This is a genomic window from Pseudoalteromonas obscura, assembly GCF_030135505.1.
GTDB lineage: Bacteria > Pseudomonadota > Gammaproteobacteria > Enterobacterales > Alteromonadaceae > Pseudoalteromonas > Pseudoalteromonas obscura.
On the sequence record NZ_JASJUT010000001.1, the window covers coordinates 359,427 to 379,618 of the forward strand.

19 protein-coding genes are annotated in these 20,192 nt (G+C 41.3%); 7 read left to right on the forward strand and 12 right to left on the reverse strand.

Going from position 1 to position 20,192, the window contains the following annotated elements; all coding sequences use genetic code 11:
• From QNM18_RS01590 to seqA, 5 genes are all read right to left on the reverse strand, one after another.
• Positions 1 to 978: an alpha-ketoacid dehydrogenase subunit beta gene (locus QNM18_RS01590; protein WP_284136111.1), complete on the reverse strand. Its 978-nt coding sequence runs from the start codon at positions 976 to 978 to the stop codon at positions 1 to 3.
• A complete protein-coding gene (locus QNM18_RS01595) occupies positions 978 to 2,195 on the reverse strand; it encodes a thiamine pyrophosphate-dependent dehydrogenase E1 component subunit alpha (protein WP_284136112.1) in 1,218 nt (405 codons plus the stop codon). The genes QNM18_RS01590 and QNM18_RS01595 overlap by 1 nt, the downstream gene beginning before the upstream one ends.
• Before the next feature lie 245 nt (positions 2,196 to 2,440).
• Complete coding sequence (gene astE / locus QNM18_RS01600; protein ID WP_284136113.1) at positions 2,441 to 3,472, reverse strand: succinylglutamate desuccinylase; 1,032 nt, start codon at positions 3,470 to 3,472, stop codon at positions 2,441 to 2,443.
• Positions 3,473 to 3,540: 68 nt separating this feature from the next.
• Entirely contained in the window at positions 3,541 to 5,178 is a 1,638-nt protein-coding gene (gene pgm, locus QNM18_RS01605; RefSeq protein ID WP_284136114.1) for a phosphoglucomutase (alpha-D-glucose-1,6-bisphosphate-dependent), read from the reverse strand.
• A 9-nt stretch (positions 5,179 to 5,187) separates the two neighbouring features.
• Positions 5,188 to 5,736: a replication initiation negative regulator SeqA gene (seqA, locus tag QNM18_RS01610; protein WP_211013135.1), complete on the reverse strand. Its 549-nt coding sequence runs from the start codon at positions 5,734 to 5,736 to the stop codon at positions 5,188 to 5,190.
• 125 nt (positions 5,737 to 5,861) lie between these two features.
• Here seqA and QNM18_RS01615 point away from each other — a divergent pair, with 125 nt between their 5' ends.
• From QNM18_RS01615 to fur, 5 genes are all read left to right on the forward strand, one after another.
• Positions 5,862 to 6,635: an alpha/beta fold hydrolase gene (locus tag QNM18_RS01615; protein WP_284136115.1), complete on the forward strand. Its 774-nt coding sequence runs from the start codon at positions 5,862 to 5,864 to the stop codon at positions 6,633 to 6,635.
• An 88-nt stretch (positions 6,636 to 6,723) separates the two neighbouring features.
• Positions 6,724 to 6,945, forward strand: a complete 222-nt coding sequence (locus QNM18_RS01620) for a DUF2788 domain-containing protein (RefSeq protein WP_023399386.1) — start codon at positions 6,724 to 6,726, stop codon at positions 6,943 to 6,945.
• Positions 6,945 to 7,223, forward strand: coding sequence for a LexA regulated protein (ybfE, locus tag QNM18_RS01625; protein WP_023399385.1), 279 nt, complete (start codon positions 6,945 to 6,947; stop codon positions 7,221 to 7,223). Before QNM18_RS01620 ends, ybfE begins: the two co-directional genes overlap by 1 nt.
• Positions 7,224 to 7,236: 13 nt before the next feature.
• Entirely contained in the window at positions 7,237 to 7,764 is a 528-nt protein-coding gene (gene fldA, locus QNM18_RS01630; protein WP_023399384.1) for a flavodoxin FldA, read from the forward strand.
• 116 nt (positions 7,765 to 7,880) lie between these two features.
• Positions 7,881 to 8,327: a ferric iron uptake transcriptional regulator gene (gene fur / locus QNM18_RS01635; protein ID WP_211013133.1), complete on the forward strand. Its 447-nt coding sequence runs from the start codon at positions 7,881 to 7,883 to the stop codon at positions 8,325 to 8,327.
• Positions 8,328 to 8,564: 237 nt separating this feature from the next.
• Here fur and QNM18_RS01640 read toward each other — a convergent pair whose 3' ends face one another.
• The 3 genes from QNM18_RS01640 to glnS form a co-directional block, all read right to left on the reverse strand.
• Positions 8,565 to 8,864: a hypothetical protein gene (locus QNM18_RS01640; protein ID WP_211013132.1), complete on the reverse strand. Its 300-nt coding sequence runs from the start codon at positions 8,862 to 8,864 to the stop codon at positions 8,565 to 8,567.
• A gap of 118 nt (positions 8,865 to 8,982) precedes the next feature.
• Positions 8,983 to 10,794 carry a protein kinase domain-containing protein gene (locus QNM18_RS01645; RefSeq protein WP_284136116.1) on the reverse strand — a complete coding sequence of 604 codons (1,812 nt, stop codon included), beginning with the start codon at positions 10,792 to 10,794 and terminating at the stop codon, positions 8,983 to 8,985.
• 98 nt (positions 10,795 to 10,892) lie between these two features.
• Complete coding sequence (glnS, locus tag QNM18_RS01650) at positions 10,893 to 12,554, reverse strand: glutamine--tRNA ligase (RefSeq protein ID WP_211013130.1); 1,662 nt, start codon at positions 12,552 to 12,554, stop codon at positions 10,893 to 10,895.
• A gap of 539 nt (positions 12,555 to 13,093) precedes the next feature.
• Between glnS and QNM18_RS01655 the strand changes: the two genes are divergently transcribed.
• Positions 13,094 to 13,366 (forward strand): hypothetical protein, encoded by a 273-nt coding sequence (locus tag QNM18_RS01655; RefSeq protein ID WP_211013129.1) that lies wholly within the window; start codon positions 13,094 to 13,096, stop codon positions 13,364 to 13,366.
• Positions 13,367 to 13,722: 356 nt separating this feature from the next.
• Positions 13,723 to 14,034 (forward strand): hypothetical protein, encoded by a 312-nt coding sequence (locus tag QNM18_RS01660; RefSeq protein ID WP_211013128.1) that lies wholly within the window; start codon positions 13,723 to 13,725, stop codon positions 14,032 to 14,034.
• A 494-nt stretch (positions 14,035 to 14,528) separates the two neighbouring features.
• Here QNM18_RS01660 and QNM18_RS01665 read toward each other — a convergent pair whose 3' ends face one another.
• From QNM18_RS01665 to QNM18_RS01680, 4 genes are all read right to left on the reverse strand, one after another.
• A complete protein-coding gene (locus QNM18_RS01665) occupies positions 14,529 to 15,134 on the reverse strand; it encodes a lysozyme family protein (RefSeq protein ID WP_284136117.1) in 606 nt (201 codons plus the stop codon).
• A 101-nt stretch (positions 15,135 to 15,235) separates the two neighbouring features.
• The gene (locus QNM18_RS01670; RefSeq protein ID WP_211013126.1) at positions 15,236 to 15,679 is read right to left on the reverse strand and encodes a hypothetical protein; all 444 of its coding nucleotides are present in this window, start codon (positions 15,677 to 15,679) and stop codon (positions 15,236 to 15,238) included.
• An 84-nt stretch (positions 15,680 to 15,763) separates the two neighbouring features.
• On the reverse strand, positions 15,764 to 16,345 hold the full coding sequence (locus tag QNM18_RS01675; protein WP_023399374.1) for a hypothetical protein: 582 nt from the start codon (positions 16,343 to 16,345) through the stop codon (positions 15,764 to 15,766).
• A gap of 151 nt (positions 16,346 to 16,496) precedes the next feature.
• Positions 16,497 to 20,192, reverse strand: coding sequence for a contractile injection system tape measure protein (locus QNM18_RS01680; RefSeq protein WP_284136118.1), 3,696 nt, complete (start codon positions 20,190 to 20,192; stop codon positions 16,497 to 16,499).

Consider the following 20,192-nt stretch of genomic DNA (forward strand, 5'->3'; position numbering starts at 1 on the left):
TTAAAATTCCACTGACTTTTTAATTGCTTCAAACACTTTTAGTGCATCGGGCACATACTCTTTTTCAAGTGCTAAAGGATATGGTGTATCTAAACCACAAACACGCTCAATGGGTGATTCTAAGTGTAAGAAACACTCTTTTTGAATAGTCGCCGCAATTTCTGCACCGAAGCCATTTGTTATTGGAGCTTCGTGGCTGATAACCAATCGGCCTGTCTTCGTAACTGACTGAATTAAAGTTTCAGCGTCCCACGGTAAAATTGAGCGCAGATCGATGATTTCACAGCTAATTCCAGCTTCTTCTGCTTTAATGGCAGCCTGCTCAATGATTTCCATTTGTGCACCCCAAGCAAGTACAGTAATGTCAGAGCCCTCTTTAACCACTTCAGCCTTGCCGATTTCAATGCTGTAATCTTCTTCTGGTACTTCACCAACAGATGCGCGATACAAACGCTTCGGTTCAAAGAAGATCACCGGATTGTCATCTTTGATACATGCTCTCAATAAACCTTTAGCTTGATACGGGTTACGCGGTACAACTAATTTCAAGCCTGGTGTATGCGCAAAATATGCTTCAGGTGATTGTGAATGATACAAACCACCGGCAATGCCACCACCATAAGGGGTGCGAATTGTTAAATTGCCTACGTCGAACTCATTACCTGAACGGTAGCGGAATTTTGCTGATTCATTCACGATCTGGTCAAATGCCGGAAAGATATAGTCTGCAAATTGAATTTCAGCTAATGCTGGAGCGCCGAAAGCGGCAAGACCATTGGCAAACCCTAGAATACCTTGTTCAGTCAACGGTGTGTTAAACACACGGTGCTTGCCATATTTTTCTTGCAGTCCAGACGTTGCACGGAATACACCACCAAAGTAACCCACATCTTCCCCAAAAATACATGCTTGAGGGTGTTCTGCCATACTAATATCTAGCGCCGAATTAATGGCGTGTAACATATTCATTTTAGCCATTATTTAATTCTCCCTGCTGTCACTGGATAGGCATCTGGATATTGCTTGATATGCTCTTTGAGTTCTTCGTATTGTTTTTGTAATGCTGGAATTGGCGTGTCGTAGACGTCCGACACTAGCTCTTCAAGCGCTGGCTTTTGTACTTTTTCAGCTACTTTCAGCGCGGCTAGGATCTCTTCACGAATTTTATCTTTAATTGCTTCGTCTTCACTTTCATCTAACCAACCTTGCTTCAACAACCAAGTTTTAAACCTCGCCACAGGACAGCTGTTTTTGAATTCAGCTTCTTCATCTTTTGTGCGGTAACCTGAAGGGTCATCAGATGTAGAGTGCGCGCCTAAACGATAAGCAATTGACTCAATTAATACAGGCTCGCCTGTCGAAACTGCAATTTCACGGGCTTTTTTAGTTGCTTCGTAAACAGCCAGTGTATCAGCACCGTCTACACGAATTGTTTTAATCCCGTAGCCTACACCACGAGCGGCAATGCCATCACCTTTAAACTGCTCGTCTGCAGGAGTCGAGATTGCGTAACCATTGTTACGCGCGAAGAATATTACTGGCGCTTTGTGGACCGCAGCCATATTCAAGCCTGCGTGGAAATCACCTTCAGAAGCAGCGCCTTCACCGAAATAGCAAATCGTTACGTTGTCGATTTCGGAGCTAAGTTCACCAGACTCCTTATCAATATGCTTAAGCTTTTGACCATAAGCATATCCCGTTGCCTGAGGGATTTGCGTGCCTAGAGGTGATGAGATAGTCAGGTAATTCAGTTCATTCGAGCCATAATGCACAGGCATTTGGCGGCCCTTACCCAAATCCTTTTCATTTGAGAAAAGCTGGTTCATAAACTGTCCTAGTGTAAAGCCTCTGTAGTGGAGGGCTGCTTGCTCACGGTACTGAGCCATGATCATATCATCTTGTTTTAACGCAGCAGCACTGGCTGTAATTGCCGCCTCTTCGCCTAAACACTGCATGTAGAAGCTAATCCGGCCTTGGCGCTGAGCAGCCTGCATACGTTCATCCAACAAACGGATAAATCTCATCGTGCTATATATTTTAAGTGCAGTTTCTTTATCTAATTCAGGCTTGGTTGCGCCATCCAAGATATCTCCCTGCTCACTTAAAATTTTCAATGTTGGGATGTTAAGCGCATGACCATCGATAAACTCGAGTGCATGGCTTATATTTAACGATATGTTATTGGGGTTAGTCATAACCTACCTTCTCTTGTTGTCATCGCCAATTTGCAATACTTGCAGCCAATAGCATTGACATAAAGCCCGCGGATTGATTTTTGAATAATTAGTGCGGTAAATGCAAATTACTTAAATTAAAGCTTTTGCCACTTTACGTTAACGTAAACGGTTATTCAACTAATCCTAGATGAATAACCGATAATTTGCATTTTTATTCTGGAAAGATTTCGATACGGTTACAAAAAAACTTTTATTTCAGTGGGTTAAACAAAGTTTTCGTTCACTTCCATAGGGATTACGGTTAATAATGCACGCTGCCCTAACGCCACTTTAGCATTTGGGAAGATAATTGCTTCGCCTTCTACCTCTGCAAATATCTCAGTATTTCCATCAGTTGCAAGCAGTTCACCCTTTGCAAATCCAGTGAAGTTGACCGCAGAATCAGGGAAAGGGAATGAAAAATCTTCACATGTCCGATTAATCGTTCGGTGAACAGTAAACAGCTCAAATTCTTTTGCATCAAAATCTTTATATTTGACGTTTTTTTGGCTAATTAATGCACTAAGCGTTTGCTTTGTTGCTTCAAAACTCGCCATATTATTTTGCCCAAACGGTTTTACTTGCCCGAGCTCCACTGTGAACGCGTCAGCTTCAAATTGCTTTGACGAAAAGTAGCTGAATGTTGTGGCTGCCGAGCTCATCATCAACACAGTATTGACACCACAAGACAATAAGAACTGCAATTGTGACTTTTTCCAAGGCTTGCCATGTAAGAAAGGATAAACTGCAAACTTTTCATTTTTTGAGCCACGGATCGCTGTATGCAAATCATAATGGGCACGATAACGACCAGCTTCAACACTGGTGAAAAATTCTCGTACATACTTTTCTAGGTTCGCTGCACGGACTTGTTCTGGGTTATCACACTTGTTTTCATGCGCACCGTTAAATAAACGGTTTAAATTTTCATCGACAAAACGTTTACCAATATTAATTGACTTTGGATTACCGTAAATAAAGAGAACTCGCTGCTTTAATTCAAGTTCACCGAGGATAATTTGCTTAATCAACTCGTCGCAAATTTCGATTGGTGCTGTTTCATTTCCGTGGACTGCACTTGAAAACACAAAATCTTTCTGTGTTTCACATTGAGGCGTAAATTGGATAACACCGGTGTCTAATACTTTAACCTCAGTACCGTTTTCCAATGTAAATTGGCTTGGTGCTAATTCAAACTCATTTTCACGAGTTATGGTTAAAAAGTCCCCTGTTGCTTTTAATGTATCAAGGTACATACTGTCACCTTATGAGAGAAGTGAAAAAAGAAAAAGGCCATCTAAAATGGCCTTTAATAATTGGATAATTAGCTAATCACGCTATCTACTAGTGCTTTCGCAGCACTTTCAAGTTCAGCTAAATGCGCTTCACCTTTGAATGATTCAAGGTAAATTTTATAGATATCTTCCGTACCAGAAGGTCTGGCTGCAAACCAACCTGATTCTGTTACCACTTTTAACCCACCTATCGCTGCGCCGTTGCCAGGTGCATGGGTGAGAATGTCTGTAATTTTGTCGCCAGCGAGTGTATCAGCTTTTACATCATCTACACTGAGTGCTTTTAATCTGGCTTTTTGCCCATCGTTTGCTGGCGCATCGATTCGCTTGTAACTTGGTGAACCAAACGCTTGCTCTAATTCTTTGTATCGTTCAGAGGGTGTCTTACCTGTAACCGCTAAAATTTCAGCTGCCAAAAGCCCCAAAATAAAGCCATCTTTGTCGGTATTCCAAACATCGCCATCCTTTCGTAAAAATGAAGCCCCAGCACTTTCTTCACCGCCAAACGCAAGCCACTTTTCGCTAAGTCCATCAACAAACCACTTAAAACCAACTGGTACTTCGTACACTTCATTACCATGGCTTTGCACAACCTTGTCAATCATACCGCTCGAAACCAAAGTTTTGCCCACTTTAATATCGTCAGCCCAATCACGATTTTGTAGCAAATAATCAATTGCCACAGCTAAAAAGTGATTAGGATTCATCAAACCATCTTTGGTAACAATACCGTGGCGGTCATAGTCTGGGTCATTGCCAATGCCAATATCATAATCATCTTTTAGCGCAATTAAGTTAGCCATTGCAAAAGGTGAAGAGCAATCCATTCTTATTTTGCCATCTTTATCCAATGGCATAAACGCAAACCTAGGGTCAACTTCGTCATTCACAATGGTCATATTTAAGCCATATCGCTTAGCAATCACCGGCCAAAAATTAATCCCAGAACCACCTAGTGGGTCTATGCCAATACTAACGTTTGCTTTTGATATGGCATCAAAATCTATGACATTCGCTAAATCTTCAACGTAAGGCGAGAGCAAATCTTCATATTTGATAAAACCAGAGCGCTTTGCTTTTGCATAAGGAAATAACTGAACCTCGACTAAATCTTCACGCAACAACTGATTCGCACGTTGTTCAATCCAGTTTGTGACATCGGTATCAGCCGGTCCTCCATTTGGAGGGTTATACTTAAAACCACCGTCTTCTGGCGGATTATGCGAAGGAGTTACTACGATGCCATCCGCCAACTCATGGGGATGGGTGCGATTGTGGCAAACAATAGCATGGCTTACTACCGGCGTTGGCGTGAAATCATCATTTTCTTGAGTAATAACCTGTACTTCATTAGCAACAAGCACTTCAATCGCTGAGTTGAAAGCGGCTTCAGAAAGTGCATGTGTATCTTTACCAAGAAAAAGCGGACCGAATATATTATTGGCCTTTCGATAATCACAAATAGCTTGAGTAATCGCTAAAATATGTGACTCGTTAAATTTCACGTTGTACGAACACCCGCGGTGACCTGACGTGCCAAATGCAACACATTGTTCCGGGTTAGATTCAAGATCTGGCTCATTTAAATAATAAGCTGAAACCAGCTTTGGTATGTTAGCGAGCTGTGACTTAGGAGCTTTTTTGCCTGCGTTTGGATGGTTTGCCATCACATTTCCTTATAGGTAGTCTCGAACGGTTTCTGCTTGCTGCTGAGTGTAGCCTAAAATTAGCGCAACTTCGTGCAGCATCATTTTCTTACGCGTGGTGTTTGAATTGGTCATGACCCAATATTCACTTTCAGTGATATTTTTAGGGTTCATACTGCTCCCGCTTTCAAGCAACGCCTCTTTACTTGTTGCGAAGTAAATTCTGTCTCGCCCTTTAATTTCAAGAACCTTATTAAACTGGGCTTTATGAGTACGGTGAAATGCAGCCAAAATAAATAAAAAGCGCCCTACTACACCTTTTTGCATAGCGAGTTCTTCTTTATTTAGAATGTTAAATACGTTTGCAGACTCTCGTACTGGTTCTATTTTCTCTTCTACCTTGTTCTCAATTTGAACAGGTTCTGCTTCTTTTACTTCGGTTTGAATGATTCCCGAATTGCCTTGAGTTGGCTCTAATTCTAATAAACGACGCAGGATCTGTGAGGCGCTCTCACCAATACTCTGCGTATTGCTTGCAATGTATTGATATAGCTCGTCATCTATTTCTATTGTTTTCATGCTTGTCCTGTCATTTTATACATCTACCGCATCTGGGGGGATTATATCTAAATTTTTCTTCTTCCTCTACGGCTTTGATTTTTGAATTAAGACTGGCAAAATAGCCGCGCAAACTTGGAGGTAGTATGTTACTTAATTTTAAACAAAGTGGATTGGACCAAAATAACGCCAAAACTGTGATCTTGCTCCACGGCTTATTTGGCTCCCTTGAAAACCTAAATGTGATTGCTAGAGCATTGGAGTCAAATTTCAATGTCATAAATGTAGATCTTCGTAATCACGGTCGATCGTTCAAAAGCGATGACATGAATTATCAAGTTATGGCAGAGGACATACTCTCTCTGATAAACCACTTTGGGCTGAATAAGGCGACTCTAGTTGGCCATTCTATGGGTGGTAAAGTAGCGATGCAAGTAGCTATGCTTGACGAGCAAAAAGTAGAAAAGCTGGTCGTTTTGGATATCGCACCAGTAAAATACCATTCAAGACATGACACTATTATTCGCGCTCTTAACCAAGTCAGCCAGCAAACACCAACGAGTCGAAGCGAAGCAGACAAAGTGATGTCTGAGTATATTGAAGAGCTTGGTGTAAGACAGTTTTTGTTGAAAAGCTTAGCTAAAAACGAACAGGGTGCGCTTGAATGGCGTTTTAACTTACCGATAATTGAACAAAATTATTCCCAGATTATCGAGAACATAGATACACCTCGTACCTGTTTGTGTGATACGCTGTTTATTAAAGGAAACAACTCCGACTATATTTTGCCAGAACATAAAGGTGCAATTGTCAGTGCTTTTGCAAAAGCACGAGCAAAAATCATCCAAGGAGCTGGTCATTGGCTGCATGCTGAAAAGCCCGAGGCTGTCAATCGTTCTATTATTGATTTTATTCAATAATTGTCGGATTTTTTTATACGGCGAAACTTAATTTATTGTCGTTAGATATGCTATAGTAGCCGCCGTTTAAGGTTTTAGTAGTGCAAAGATGATCAGTCAATACATAAATGAGTTTGAAACTCTTGGTTTTTACTTTGCTCTCGCATGTATATTCTTTCTTATTGGAATGGCCATTCAGGACGTTTTAAAGAAAGGTGACGTGCCTAAATTTGGTCGATACATCGTTTGGCTGGTGTTGTTTTTAGGTTGTTCAGGTTTCATAGCCAAAGGAGTTATCCAAGTGTTTTGGCAAGGTGCGGGTGTTGGTTAATGGCCAAGTCTGAATTAGATAGAACAACTATCGACTTATTTGAGAATGAAAAACGCCCAGGTCGGCCAAAAACAAATCCCTTACCTAGGGAAATGCAGCTCAAGATCAATAAGCGTAATCAAATTAAAAGAGATAGAGCAAGAGGGTTAAAGCGCGTAGAGTTCAAAGTTTCTTCAGAACTCTACCAAGCACTGAGTGATATGGCTGAAGAACAAAATATCAGTCGTAGTGCGCTCATAGAAACCATCTTGCAAGAGAAATTAGCGATTAATAGATAAAGGTAAGTAATTAATGGCAAGCGTAGGTATTTTTTTCGGCAGTGATACGGGTAACACCGAGCACGTTGCTAAACTGATCCAAAAAGAACTTGGTAAAAAATTAATTGATGTAAAAGACATTGCTAAAAGCAGCAAAGCAGACATCGAAGAATTTGACCTAATTTTATTTGGTATCCCTACTTGGTACTACGGTGAAGCACAGTGTGATTGGGACGACTTCTTCCCAGAGTTGGAAGAAATTGATTTCGAAGGTAAGCTAGTTGCAATTTTCGGTTGTGGTGACCAAGAAGATTACGCTGAGTACTTCTTAGACGCGATGGGTATGGTAAATGACATCGTAACAGAACGTGGCGCAATTGTGGTTGGTCACTGGTCAACAGAAGGATATGAATTCGAGGCCTCTAAAGCCCTTGTTGATGACAACCACTTTGTTGGTTTAGGCATCGATGAAGACCGTCAGCCAGAGCTAACTGAGAAGCGCATTAAAGATTGGTGCGCGCAAGTGCATGATGAAATGTGCTTAAGCGAGTTAGAAGATTAATTCTCTGAATTAATCAAACAAGCTTTGACTTGTTGCCCGTGCACGTTATTCTTAAGAAAATGGTCGTGCTTATTCTTAAGAATTGAAGTAAAAGATAATAGATTGAGACAGATTAAATGACTGATCACAACTTAGAGCTTAAAAAGGCGGGCTTAAAAGTCACCTTACCACGTATAAAAATTCTCGAGATATTACAGTCTCCTGAAAACCAACATATCAGTGCAGAAGATGTTTATAAAATTTTGCTAGATAAAGGCGAAGAGATTGGTTTAGCAACTGTATATCGTGTATTAAACCAATTTGATGACGCTGGTATTGTGACACGCCACCACTTTGAAGGCGGCAAGTCAGTTTTTGAATTATCAGGTAGCACTCACCATGACCACTTAGTTTGTTTGAAGTGTGGTAAGGTTATCGAATTTGAAGATGATGTGATCGAAACTCGTCAGCTTGAAATTGCAGCGAGCAATGGTATCAAGCTAACTAACCACTCACTATACCTTTACGGTGAGTGTGAAGATGCAGAAGCTTGTAAAAAGTTTTCAGAATCTGACGACTCTTGATGACAAAATACATTGTATAATTTTGATTAAGCCAGCCCAGAGCTGGCTTTTTTTTGCTCTTTTAAACAAGTCATCCATTTACATAACTCAACGATTTAACCAAACCTAAATCTGTAGCAATTGCATTAAATATGATTTGCACACTTTATATTCAATATAGCCAAAAACACGACTCCACTTTAACTGGACTCACATCATGCAAAAATACAATTTGAGCCACTCACCACTCTATTTGGCTTAAAGTTTTTCCAGTCCATATAAGGCATCTGCCACTCGTTTTAGGTCAACTTCGCTAACAAAGTCATCAGACAAGGTTAAAATTGCATTCAAGTTATTTTTAAGCTTTTCATGGCTGATCGGCTCTGGCTTAAGTGCAGTCTGCAATAGATGCAACGACATATCGGCGATAAGCAAGCGTTGTTTATCAACCCAATTTTCATCCCCTTCTACCGCTGCATGTCGAGCAATGGCTTGCTCTACGTCATCATGGATCCCCCAACTTAAGGTTAAGATCTCCTGTCTCTTTTGTTTATCCATAGCGCCCTCCTAAGTAACAGGGTGCTATATGCATCACGGAATTTCAATTGACAATTCGTCATATACTAGTTCATTTGCTACTAGATAACTAAACACACTTCAGCTGTCCAATATGTTTTTAGCGTTTGGGGTTTTTTGGATAATATTGCACGTGTTGAGTTGTACATAATTCAAACTCGCGGGTGTTTTTATATGGAAGCTTCATAAAGCCCGCCACCCCATAGTCTTGAATGCTGACCGTATATTGGATGATTTCTCTCAACAGTGCTGAAAACGCGGCTTCTTGCTCGGCGTCCAGTAATCGATAATAGTAATGTATTTTCAAACGATCACTGAGTGATTCAAAAATAATACACCCCGTATGGTGAATTTTATTCAGCTCAAACACACACTGAATTATTTTTTTTGGTAACTGGAGCTGCTCATCGGGGTCTTTTCCATCCTCAAAGTAAGAATGAGGCCTCGTCACTTCAGAGGCCGCAACGTGGCTTACACTGTACTGCAGCTCAGGCAATTGCTCGAAGATATATGCGCCAGTTTCATCTCTTTCTAACTGTATAGTTTGCCGCGCGTCAAACAAGCAACATTTAAACAGCCCCTTTTGCTCTATGCCTTGGGCTAACATCACCGTCGCGTTGACGGCGTCGGTAAATGCATCCTGCAAATCCTCGTCGTGCAACATCAGACTAGACTCAACAAATAGAGATTCTTGCTGCCAGTGAAAGCTCAGTCCGCCTACTACCGGATATTTTGCTAGTCGGCTTATAGACGCCAAAAATGCCTTTTCAGTATCGCCAGTATCAAACAAGAACTCTTTATAGTATCTATCGAGCTGAGCGTCATTCACATCAAGTAACTGCTGATTATGATCTGCTCGGCGCAAAAACTGTTTTCGAGAACTATACACAACCGTGTCTGGCAAATCTGATTGCTGTACTGTCCAAAATGGAATATAAGGCTTGGCTTGAGGTAAAGAAATATCAGGAAGATATACCTTTGCCATGGCAGGCATATTGCGAATAAAGTAATCTCCAGCAGCGTCTCTGGTGACTTTATCTTTGCTTAGCATACCATCAATGACACGGGCAAACTCTATTGGCAGACCCAAACTCGCAGCAGGAATGACTTGCGCGCCAAAACGGCACGATTGAGCACTCGCCAACGCATAGATCGTCGAAGCAACCCCCTGCTCGTCAAAGCGAGGTGAAGAGCGTGCCCCTGACATTTGCTCGTCGCCAATAAAGTATACATCTCCCATTCGCGCATTCGTACTGGCAATATCCGACGACATTAAATCCATAATATTACTGGCAACAGGCTCCCCATGCACATCTATTTGTGCGTAAACGGAGCTTCCCCAATCAACCAAAGAAAACGCATCTGATTGTTGATCCCAAACAATATTTGATGGCTTGATGTCACCATGAACGACAGGTTGCAATGACATACCATTTTTTCGCTCACGTAAATCTAGTAAGACATTACGAAGTTTTAGCGCTAAATTAACGAGGTCTCGAGGTTTTAAGCGCCCTTGTTTTAAGGATATTTGCTCGAGATCCTCCCCTTTTGCACGGGCCATCATTAAAATCCCTTGCTTCTTGACTCGCTCAAAAGCAAAAAATTCAGGCACCATAGGGTTGTTGATTTGAGATAACATGTAAGCTTCGTCTTCGAGTCTGTCTCGTACGCTCTGCGCTAATGTGATCCTTGAAAATTTAAACACCCACTGCGCACCGCTATCTTCAACACCAGCAAATACAAAACCAAATGCGCCAGAGCCGATCAACTCGACATCTTGATACCCAAGTAGCGACAATTGCTTTTTACAAATGTTTAGCCATTGACGATGTTTTTTCGCATCGTGGTGAGATAGCAAATAAATCGATTGCTGTTCATTAATGTAGAAGTTGTGAATTGACTGTTTGCTCACGGCGCGACTTATTAAAACTAATTTGATGAATATATTGAAAAAAAGGCCGACAAATGTCGACCTTTTTTATGAAAAATAAAGTTTGGTTTGACCAAGCCTTATGCTTTTTCTATCTTAGCCCATGAATCACGAAGGCCTACTGTTTGGTTGAATGTTAAGCTTTCAGCCTTGTTATCACGGCTGTAATAACCTAAACGCTCAAACTGGAAACCCTGCTCTGGATTTGCATTGGCCAGTGAAGGCTCAAGCTTCGCATTTGCAATGATAACCAATGAATCTGGGTTCAATGTTTCAGTGAAATCATCTGCAGCCGCTGGATTTGGCACGTTAAATAAACGATCATATTGACGTACTTCCGCTTCAATGCAGTGAGAAGCCGACACCCAGTGAATAACCCCCTTGACCTTGCGGCCATCTGCTGGGTTTTTACCTAGTGTCTCTGCATCATATGTACAGTAAATCGTTGTGATATTACCAGCATCATCTTCTTCAATGCGCTCCGCTTTAATCACATAGGCATTACGCAGACGCACTTCTTTGCCTAACACTAAACGCTTAAACTTTTTATTCGCTTCAATACGGAAGTCTTCACGCTCGATGAAAATTTCACGTGTAAATGGTAATTCACGCTCGCCCATCTCTAAAGTTGGATGGTTGGGTGCAGATAACATTTCTACTTTATCCGCATCATAGTTTTCGATCACAATCTTCACTGGATCTAAAACAGCCATCGCACGAGGGGCATTCTCATTTAAGTCATCACGGATACACGCTTCAAGCATACCCATTTCAACCATATTATCTTGTTTTGTAATACCGATGCGCTTACAGAACTCTCGAATAGATGCAGGCGTATAACCACGACGACGTAAACCGGCAATTGTTGGCATACGTGGGTCATCCCACCCTTCAACTTGGCCGTTTTCCACAAGATCATTAAGCTTACGCTTCGACATGACCGTATATTCAAGGTTTAAGCGTGAAAACTCGATCTGCTGAGGCTGACATTCTATGCTTATGTTTTCCAATACCCAGTCGTAAAGACGGCGGTTGTCTTGGAATTCAAGGGTACACAATGAATGCGTAATACCTTCTAGCGCATCTGAAATACAGTGTGTAAAGTCATACATTGGATAAATGCACCACTTGTCACCTGTTTGATGGTGGTGAACAAAACGTATGCGATAAATAATCGGATCGCGAAGCACCATGAACGAGCTTGCCATGTCGATCTTTGCACGTAATACACACTCGCCTTCTTTAAACTCGCCATTTTTCATTTTTTCAAAAAGTGCCAAGTTCTCTTCAACCGATGTATCTCTGTGCGGACTATTTTTACCTGGCTCAGTTAGTGTGCCACGGTATTCACGCGCCTGCTCTGGTGACAAGAAACACACATACGCTAGGCCTTTTTCGATCAGCTCTACCGCATAGCCATATAACTTGTCAAAGTAGTTTGATGAGTAGCAAATCTCACCATCCCAGTCAAAACCTAACCACTTAACGTCGTTCTGAATTGAGTTTACGTAATCGATATCTTCTTTTTCTGGGTTAGTATCGTCGAAACGTAAGTTACACAGGCCTTTGTAGTCTTGAGCAATGCCAAAGTTTAGGCAGATAGACTTTGCATGACCTATGTGTAAAAAACCATTTGGCTCTGGCGGGAAACGCGTATGTGTAGATGCGTGTTTGCCACTTGCCAGATCTCCGTCAATGATATTTCTGATGAAGTTAGTTGGGCGATTCTCTGTATCCGCCATAGGAGGTCTTTCCTCTGAATTTGTAGCTTGTTAACTGACGCATTATTACAAAATAATTTGGGAACTTACAGCGCTTATCAACTCATAAAGTAGATTTATTTTGTGTTTTTCAAGTGCTGTGCAAATTACAGTCTAATTTACGTTAATTTGATTGTATAAATTACTGTTATGTGTCCACCGAGTGTCATTTTCAAGTCACTTCCATCGCAGCTTTAACTGATACGAATTAGGTTAGAATAGGTTAATTCTTAGTGCACCATCCATAAATCCCCGTCGTTATCGAATCTCCAACCGCAGCCACCATCGAAAAAAACTCGAATCTAGATAGATTAGAAGCTCACAGACTGCAAATGATCCACAGATTCAGGGATTCGTTCCGTTACACTTGTTACGTTATTGCACAGCTTGAAAATATAACAAGTTCCACTCGTTCACTTTTTATTCAGATTGTGTTTAAGTAATGGGGTCTAATTCAAAGCTAAAGACATATTGAATTTAAGTATCTTCATCGACTAAATGAACATAATCAAGGAAATGTGATGAATAAGAAAACCTTAATGCTTTCAGCTCTAATGGCAGGGGCTGTAACTTTTGGCCATTCAGCCAATGCATCAGAAAACATCAATTCAAGTGCAACCTATAAGGTATGTCACTATAAGCTCACTGCAGCTCATAACGATTCAACAGCGCCTCTTTGGGAAACAAAAACAGTAAGGCCTTGGCAAAACTGTCCTCCAAGCTGGACTATCGCTGGCCCAGGTGGTTGGGCACCGGGCGGCGTATATATTTATCAATATTATACATACCGCTAATTGATGAAAGGCACCCTATGCGTGCGCAATCATTGCTGTGCCACAAAATATATTGTGGCACTGAGTTTATTGCCCTAAGATACATACCCCTTAATTAGAATCTGCTGCATTTTTTCACTGTTCAAAAAAATCAGATGTGCCAAACAGCAAGCTAAGCTGCATTCCCAAAACTCTTATTAAAAATTAGTGACACAATAAACATCTATTTGGCTCATTTTTTTAGGTTAACGCCAATAGAAAAATATCTATTGCAGTGCAAATTATTAACCTGTATTAAACCACTTAGAAATGATTTAAAATAACGTCTCTTGTTACTGCTGCACTAATACATGAAATCTCGGAATATATTTATAAGTATGATCACTAAAGTACTTGAGTGGCACCTGATCTTTTTGGGCTCTGTGGTAGTTTCCCTGCTATACCTACAAATCGTCTTATCGCCCATATTTTTTATGGGTATTTTGGGGTTGATATCAATACAGTTTTTTGACCAAAGCACAGCTATACACATAACTGCTGTATGTGTACTGCTAGGTTCAATCATCGGCTTTTTTTGGGCAGAGCGGATCCGCAGAAATACCGGTATTATTACTTTTCATTCTTATTTACTCTCCACTCCGGAAATTGACGGGTATTCACACCCTTCAAGCAATAAATTGAAAAAATAAAATGCCTCGGCACTACTCATGATTAATATGCTATTTGGCAAGCATAGTAGCATTTCTAATTACGTCGTATTTACGAAGTTCTAAGTATGCTTATTGATAACATGTCAACCTGATTGCTATTTTCGCTCATCTCTCCGCCATGCGATAAAAAAATAATAACTAAACCCAACGGTATCAGTGCAGAAACATTATCAGCATACCCTTGAATGTGTACCAGCTTTGCAAGTGGTGCAATGACCTTGTTGCCTTGAGTGATTTTTAGAATCTCATTACTATTCTCTGAGTCATACAATAATCGAACTTGCCCATTGGGTAAGTTACTTTTAATCTGATAGTAATATGGGAAATACTCACAGTAAATGAGACACTTTTTACGGTAAAATTAAGATAGTCTGAACACTTACGACTTTTGCAGAGCTTCTCTCTCACATCCACACTGGCAGCTTGAGATACAAAAGAAAAATCTTCACAAAAAAAGCTGCATAAGCAGCTTTTTAAGTCGTCGTTAAATAGGCTAAACGCTGTTTAAAACGCTCTATTGGCACTTTGTGCCATAGTTCTTTATCAGACATCTCCTTGCTGAAAGCTTGCAGATCGTTTTGAGCAACATAGCGCTGGATCCGTTTGCGCGTTGCTGGTGTGTAGTCACCTCGATACCTTAAATCAATTAAGATATCTTTAATTTTGTGATGTAAATTTACCCAGTCGACCGGACCATAGACTTCTACACAGTCCGCTTTGTCACAAATGCGTTTGACATCTTTGGCCATCACTTCATACGTTTGTTCGAACAAATTAACTTGCTCTTTTGGGCTCACCTCAAACCCCTGGAGGCCGTGCTCGGCTATAAATTTTTTTGCTTCAGAGCCATGTAAGCCAGATGCTTTAGCGAGCTTATGCGCATCGTCAAACGCAACACCTGCTTGTAATAACTGCTCGACTATCTGCTGGGCACTACGGTGTTTTAAATCAAAACCACGCCCTATTGTGAGGCCTGAACTTTGAGAAGGAACATGCAGTGTACGGCTGTGATAAGGGCCTCCTTCTTGCCCTTCTTGTTCAAAGGTGAACTGGCCAATATTGGGGAGTTGTATTGTCATTGTGCTTTCCCTAATGTTCGTTTTAGTACCCACATCTCGTAGCTACGTTTATGAATTCAGATATTATCTTATTTTCCTATATCGGGTAATAAATTTAAATTTCAACCATTCTCACAGAGAAAATACGATTCATGTCGCTTATTTTGCACCAGTGAAAAATACTGTAACCCTGTATCAAGCCAATCTAGCAATGCACTTTTGGGCAGTCTATTTAATTGATATAGGGTTCGTTCGCACATTTGACTAGTGGGTGTGATATTGAAATAACTTTGCATCTCTTTAAGCATGGTCGCCAAATAGCCTTTGGCATTGATCAGTAATAACAAACCAGCTACTTTTTGATCTGTAATTTGATCCCCTTTGCACTGACGCCAAAGCTCTGGTGCATATATCTTTTCAAATAAGGTGTATTGTTCATCGTCTGAAAACCCTTCCGCTAACAAAAGCGGCTTCAACGTCAAACAACGCCATATTGGGTAATCGCCCCGCAAGTATTCACTAGGGTGCGAAAAAGCATATGCAAACGCCTCTTGATAATTTGCCACAATGTCTCTCCTTAGTTGCTTTAATCACTGACGCAGAAGAAATCCCTTTGTGACAAAAAACCAAGGTTTGCACTAAATTTTTCGTTAACTCAATTTTCCTCTAATTTGTAAAAACACCATACTTAAGAAATCCGAGAGCATAGACTTAAATTCACTGTGATCATCAAAATTTGGAGGAAACGGAAAATGCGGAAATTGAACATCTACATTCGGCATATTTTGATAGTAAAATTCATCTGCAAAAAACAGAGGCTGTGTTTGGCTTGTTACCAGATCCGTAATGTATTTTGCATAAATAAACGCATGATTTGGCCTAGTAAAAATCAATAACCTATTTTGTGTAAGGCTGACATCCTGATCGTCTGGATTGCCGGAAAAAAGCAACGATACCTGTGTTATCACCTCAATTGCAGAGTTTTCTTCATGCAGTGTTTGCTTCTCAACTTCAATTTCTGCTTGATAGCCTTGCTCCATTAGCAATGCCTTAGCTAGCTCTAAATGTGGCAATACCCTCTTTGTAAATAAGTTATTCAAATGTTGGAGCAAACAATGACGGTTGTACTCCAAGTAGGACTGCACTTTGTTTTCTGCAACTTGATACTGCTGTTGACGCACTTGATGTTCTTCAATTAAAGCGCGTAGATTTGAACGATTATTTACAGGCATACACTTCTCCATTTTAAATTTCGGTTAGCTTTATTACTGGCTATCCCATTTGATAATTGGTCTTGGGTTTTAAGGCGCATAAATAGGTCTACCAATACGCCCTTGTTTTAAGTTTTATTCGGTTTAGATAAGGTAGGTTTTGCTAAATACGTTAGAATCCATATTGCCACTCAATATTGACTAAATCGTTGCCCAACCAAGGTAGTTGGACAATGCCTAACCCCCATGGTAACTTCATTAGCAGAACGTCTTGTGGTTTACTTTCAACGACCACACTGACGCCATTAGCTGTGAGCTTCACTTCTCCGCTGCGTTGCAAAAACATAGCCTTGAACGATTCAACAGGCATGCCTTTTAACGCCTCCCAGCGGGCTATTGCTGCGGAAATTAAAGTGTGTAACTCATCTAGCTCTTCATCATTGAGCGAATCGACCTCTTCAAATTCGTACTCAATAGGCAGGCCAAGTAAAGCATTAATCACATAGGTTTCGGTGCTATTTGGCTCTAGCGATGCCAATGAACAAAGCAGTGAATATGCTTTGTGCTGGGCTGCCGCATCTTTAAAAGTGACTTGCTCTGATTGAGACTTATCCAAGAGTGACATCTTTGTGAACAATATTTCAAAAAATGGCCACAGTAGTACCACACCAGCGTCATCACTGATCAATTGCTCTGAAGATTGTTGGTAATGATGTTTTAGTTCTGAAGCCACCTGTTCGCTATGGGTCTTGAGAGATTCAATACCCAAACGCAACATGATATTTTGTTGTTTATTGGCCTGCTCTGACATTTTCGCAATGACGCGGCTCACATGCTTATCTACTGCGCCCGCATTAAGGACACCTAACGCGTCCTGTTGCAGTGACCCTCTGGCCCCTTCCACTTTTTCAAAACGGTCACCGAGCGACGCGTTTAGTGATTTATTTTCGCCCAGCGCCACATCAGCAACGCCCGAGACAAAGCCTTGTTCTTTTGCTATATCATATGTCTTCGTCGCTATGCTGTGGCGCAGCGAGTTGACTTTGGTTGCGACAGTTCCGTTGCGTGTTTTGTACGTGTTGAGCAGCTTTGTTGCCTCAGTCAAGGATTGAGCCGATTGCAATTCGCCAATATCAAATAACGGTACCTCATTAGAGGAACTACTATCAGTATCAACGGATTTAGCTTTGTCATGCGAAGTCAAGGCTATTTCGTTTGTCTCAAGCTCAGCAACCTGTTGATTTTCTTTTGCTAATTTAGTGGATAATTCTTCTGGTGTGTGCACAATATCTAACAGCGTTAACCACCACATTTGGTGCTTTTGAGCTTGACTTTGTATATACGGGTTCAACGCATAAACTCTTTGCCTAAGCGTATTTAACGCCGTTAAGCTCAATGTGAACGCACGGTGTAAAGCGGTGACACGTTGCGATTGTTCTAATGTAGTAAACATACTTTGCCAGCTTTGGATATACGCCATCAATTGCACTGTTACATCATGCGTACCATGCAATTGAAACAAAGTCCTATTTACACTGATAGCTTGGTGAAACGCCATGCAATAACGTTTTAACTGTGAGACCACTAACAACTCGCGTGCGAAATCAAGCTGTGCATGAGGCGAAGGTGATTTGTCAACTGCTACGCGCTGCGTAACATTTTCTGACTTGGGATCCACACCGGCATTAATTCGGCTTTCATTTTTTACCACATATTCTGAGTGGTTAGCTGTAAACCCATCATCAGCCTGACGAGTTGACCGAGTCCACTGCGTTTGCGCCGAATTGATCAATTTTAAAATCCCATCGAGCTCTTTAACTAGCGACGCACAAATTTGAACGAGGTCCAAAATGAGGGGGTGGCTTTGTTTTTTTGAAGCTGCTTCATCATCATGCATATCGCTTTGATAGCTACTGAGCTGTGTATGTTCTACCAAAAAGCTTGCTGTATGTTCTTGTATAAATTGGTCAAGCTCGGTAATGCCTAAACCAGCAATTTTTTGTTTCAGTTCGTACTTAGCCTGAATATTCAATTGCGATGAAAGAGCGCTCAATGTGAGTCTCTGTTGTGCCTGTTGCACACTTTCCATGTACACAAACTGCCCACTGTGAAATACAAATCGAGCTGACGGCTCAGTTGTACACACATTACTCAGTGCTAAATTCGCAGCCCTTGCAAGCCGAGACTTTTCCTGCGCCGTGTCACGGTCAGCTTCTGTTTTATTTGAGACCGTCAAGGCACCTTGGTGCATCTGCGATGCCACTATGGGCTGCTCATTGACTAGCTGTTTATTTTGCAGCGGATCAGCGACTGTTCGAGCTCGAACCAACCAGGCTTCAATTGCTAATAAAGATTCGAGGTATACAGATATATCTCGCTGTAAATCAACCCCTTCTCTGGAACCCAGTTGATTCAGTAAAATGGTGTTCAAGTTTTCAATAAGTTGTTGTGGTATATTTTTAATTTGGCACAACAAGGCGAAAATTCGTTTTGCATAACGCAGCGTATACTGTGGTTTAGCCAATTGGTTTTGTATACGTTTTTCACGACCGATCAGTGTCAACGCACGACCCATCGCTCGTAATTGTAAATACTGCTCTTTCTGCTCTGGTAATACTTCGTTCAAAAAGCGCTGCAAAGATTTTAGGATAGGCGAAGGTAAGTATTGGTCTATATCATGCTGTGCTAAGTACTGGAACCAACATAGCTGATTCATAGCCGGCAAATCCGCGTGTGCAAGATGCTTTTGGAGCAGCTTTAATAAGGCATCAAGAGCGCGGATCGTCTTTCTACATCCACCGCCTAACTGAGTTCTGACTTGAGCAACTAAATACTCAGTTGATCTTAATGGCTGATGCTGAGCCTCTCCACCTAGATCTGCTACATCATCACTCACACTCAACAGCTCTGCGAGTACACTTTGCTGATACGGTTGCGCTGCAACACTCGTGATAAATTCGGGCATAGATTTATCACAGGCTTTACGTGCCAAACATGTCAAAGTGTTACAATCAGCAGACGTTAATTGAGACTTTTCTTTGATGGCGAACCAAGTTGTAAGCGCATTCAAAGCCGCTCCTCGGCTCGATAATGTTTTAAGCACAGCTTTGCGCGTGCGCTTGTCAAATGCGCTCTGCTCAGCATAAAACTGATATGCTTTTGCAAGCAACGTCATTCGTTGTTTAGGTATTTCGGCATCGAACACATAAGCTGTGTGCAATAATTCAATGTCTGCCCATAAATCAATCCGCGCCTGCGCCGAGAGTTTACTAATGAAGCCAGCGCTTTTTTGACTGATAGCCCCGGCTGAAACGACCACGATCAGCGCTTTAAAATCTGAAGACTCTTGACATAGGGCTGGTATCAGTTGCGTTCGTAAACTAGGCCACTCTGGCGAATTGAGCAGTTTTAAAAATATCTTCGGCTGGTTGTGCAAACTGTACACGCACGCCCGTTTTAGTTCTTGCCACAATCGTGAACTCAAATGTCCACGTTGTTTTTGCAACACGTGATCGATAACTGGCGATGCAAACGCATAATCATCGACTCCCAACGTATTTATTTTTCTGTATAGTTGCTGTTCCAATGCCGCATAAAAAACAGGACTAAATACTTGGGCGAAATATCCACTTGGATTATCTTTTAACGCTTGTAAGTCAATATCAGGTAGCTCTAGCTCAATGTCATTGAGAGTCAGTGAGTCAACAGATGTCTTGATGTTTGGAATTTCAATTTGTAAGCAGTTGATCTCCTTATGCAACCAGTTCTTAAATAGCGACTCAAGGTCAGCAATGCTATGCTGCCCTGAGTCGACTAAGTGAGATGGGGCCTCAAGCTCAGCCCCGATATGTTCAATCGACAAGTTCAT

What these genes read in the sequence shown, in the direction of transcription:
- QNM18_RS01680 (WP_284136118.1), bottom strand. Translation starts at nt 20,192, where the DNA reads ATGAACTTGTCGATTGAACATATCGGGGCTGAGCTTGAGGCCCCATCT.
- fur (WP_211013133.1), top strand. Translation starts at nt 7,881, where the DNA reads ATGACTGATCACAACTTAGAGCTTAAAAAGGCGGGCTTAAAAGTCACC.
- QNM18_RS01590 (WP_284136111.1), bottom strand. Translation starts at nt 978, where the DNA reads ATGGCTAAAATGAATATGTTACACGCCATTAATTCGGCGCTAGATATT.
- QNM18_RS01655 (WP_211013129.1), top strand. Translation starts at nt 13,094, where the DNA reads ATGAATAAGAAAACCTTAATGCTTTCAGCTCTAATGGCAGGGGCTGTA.
- QNM18_RS01595 (WP_284136112.1), bottom strand. Translation starts at nt 2,195, where the DNA reads ATGACTAACCCCAATAACATATCGTTAAATATAAGCCATGCACTCGAG.
- QNM18_RS01675 (WP_023399374.1), bottom strand. Translation starts at nt 16,345, where the DNA reads ATGCCTGTAAATAATCGTTCAAATCTACGCGCTTTAATTGAAGAACAT.
- QNM18_RS01640 (WP_211013132.1), bottom strand. Translation starts at nt 8,864, where the DNA reads ATGGATAAACAAAAGAGACAGGAGATCTTAACCTTAAGTTGGGGGATC.
- glnS (WP_211013130.1), bottom strand. Translation starts at nt 12,554, where the DNA reads ATGGCGGATACAGAGAATCGCCCAACTAACTTCATCAGAAATATCATT.
- QNM18_RS01665 (WP_284136117.1), bottom strand. Translation starts at nt 15,134, where the DNA reads ATGACAATACAACTCCCCAATATTGGCCAGTTCACCTTTGAACAAGAA.
- fldA (WP_023399384.1), top strand. Translation starts at nt 7,237, where the DNA reads ATGGCAAGCGTAGGTATTTTTTTCGGCAGTGATACGGGTAACACCGAG.
- QNM18_RS01615 (WP_284136115.1), top strand. Translation starts at nt 5,862, where the DNA reads ATGTTACTTAATTTTAAACAAAGTGGATTGGACCAAAATAACGCCAAA.
- ybfE (WP_023399385.1), top strand. Translation starts at nt 6,945, where the DNA reads ATGGCCAAGTCTGAATTAGATAGAACAACTATCGACTTATTTGAGAAT.
- seqA (WP_211013135.1), bottom strand. Translation starts at nt 5,736, where the DNA reads ATGAAAACAATAGAAATAGATGACGAGCTATATCAATACATTGCAAGC.
- QNM18_RS01660 (WP_211013128.1), top strand. Translation starts at nt 13,723, where the DNA reads ATGATCACTAAAGTACTTGAGTGGCACCTGATCTTTTTGGGCTCTGTG.
- QNM18_RS01620 (WP_023399386.1), top strand. Translation starts at nt 6,724, where the DNA reads ATGATCAGTCAATACATAAATGAGTTTGAAACTCTTGGTTTTTACTTT.
- astE (WP_284136113.1), bottom strand. Translation starts at nt 3,472, where the DNA reads ATGTACCTTGATACATTAAAAGCAACAGGGGACTTTTTAACCATAACT.
- pgm (WP_284136114.1), bottom strand. Translation starts at nt 5,178, where the DNA reads ATGGCAAACCATCCAAACGCAGGCAAAAAAGCTCCTAAGTCACAGCTC.